The organism is Leifsonia sp. SIMBA_070, assembly GCF_046534635.1.
In the GTDB taxonomy this organism is placed as follows: Bacteria; Actinomycetota; Actinomycetes; order Actinomycetales; family Microbacteriaceae; genus Leifsonia.
Genome location: NZ_JAWRYK010000530.1, coordinates 1 through 257, shown reverse-complemented (window position 1 = coordinate 257; position 257 = coordinate 1). Strand labels below are relative to the sequence as shown.

1 pseudogene is annotated in these 257 nt (G+C 71.2%); it reads right to left on the bottom strand.

The window, feature by feature from the left end:
* Positions 1 to 257 (bottom strand): annotated as a pseudogene (locus SB754_RS21320) (branched chain amino acid aminotransferase); the annotation flags it as partial.

Here is a 257-nt window from a genome sequence, read left to right as displayed (position 1 = left end):
CACCCAGCGGCCGTCGACGGCGATGAGCTCGCGCAGCGACTGGATGAAGTACTCGGTCGGCAGCTCCGGCAGCGCGAGGCGGCGGGCGCTGGCCTGCAGGCGCGCCGCATTGCGGTCGGGACGGAACGTGTGGATCGAGCCGTCGGCGTGACGATAGGCCTTGATGCCCTCGAAGATCTCCTGCGCGTAGTGCAGGACGGATGCGGCGGGGTCCAGCGGAATCGGACCGTACGGCTGCACGCGCGGGCGGTGCCACC